This window comes from Pseudomonadota bacterium (assembly GCA_010028905.1).
Classification (GTDB): domain Bacteria; phylum Vulcanimicrobiota; class Xenobia; order RGZZ01; family RGZZ01; genus RGZZ01.
In genome coordinates this window covers 1-1,170 of the sequence record RGZZ01000884.1, presented here as the reverse complement: position 1 = coordinate 1,170, position 1,170 = coordinate 1, and the positions used below count along the sequence as shown (strand labels likewise).

Annotated in this window: 1 protein-coding gene; it reads right to left on the bottom strand. The window is 67.9% G+C overall.

The features are described from left to right. On the bottom strand, window positions 1-1,166 hold a 1,166-nt coding region (locus tag EB084_26115), incomplete at its 3' end, for a VWA domain-containing protein (GenBank protein NDD31740.1). Between the last annotated feature and the right edge of the window lie 4 nt (window positions 1,167-1,170).

Here is a 1,170-nt window from a genome sequence, read left to right as displayed (position 1 = left end):
ATCTTCTTGCGATCGAGAGCCGAGTAGTGCTCGAGACGGTGCATCTCGTGGGTGAGCGCGTCGATGAGGCTTCGGGCTTCAGCCACCTGAGACGCATAGGGCGTGATGGTCTCTATCGCCGCGTGCAGCCGTGCGCGCGCCCCCGCAACATCGTGATGCTGCATGGCCTCGAGGGCCTCGATGCGGGCATTGTCGGCGATGAGGGTGATGAACGCATTGACCACCGTTGCATCGGGGTGCCCCGCGGGGGTGTTCGAGCGCTCGAGGTCGACCTGGGCGGTATCGTCGGCCATGTGCCCGTCGGTGTCGGTCATGCGCATGAGCAGGCTGCAGCGGGGGTCTCGAGCGGAGATGCGCGCCTCGAGCACGAGCACCACCTCTTGCTCGGACACGAGGTTGCCCAGGTCGAGGTGCACCGCCTGCTTTGCGGGTGTGACCGTATGTCTGCTGAGGCTGCGCAGCTTCACCCCACGGGGGACGCGCACCACGAGGGTGGCGTCGCGGGCGGTGATCTCGAGGGCCTCGCCGGTCTCTGAGGTGATGTAGTCCTCGATCTGGCGGGCGGTCTCGATGAAGTAGAAGTTCCCGCCGCCGGCGTCGGCCATCTGCCGCAGCAGCACCTCGTTGAAGTCGGCGCCGACGCCGAAGGTCGAGGTGGTCACGCCGCGGGCGCGCAGCTCGGCCGCGTGGGTGCGCAGGGCCTCGATGTCCATGATGCCCCGGTTGGCGAGGCCGTCGGTGAGCAGCAGAACGCGCCCCACGTCTCGCTTGTCGAGATGGTCGGCCACCTGCTGGCAGCCGGTGAGCCAGCCCGTCGACAGATCGGTGCTGCCGCCGGCGCGGATGGTGTCGATGCGCTGGCAGGCGTTCGCGCGAGCCTGCGGCGTGGCGTGGGTCGAGGGCACGAGCACCTCGATGTGATCGTCGTAGGTCACCACGCTGAAGCGATCGCGCTCGGTGAGGCGCGAGATGGCGCTCTTTGCGGCGGTGATGACGCTGCGCATCTTGGGCCCGTCCATCGAGCCGGAGCGATCGAGCACGAGGGCCAGGTTGGCCGCGGGACGCTCGTTAGCGCTCTCGGCCAGCGGAGCGGTCACGCGTACCAGCAGGTGACGGACGCATTCTTCGTTCTGGGGAAGGGTGGCGATGTCTGGCGTGATGTGAATGGGC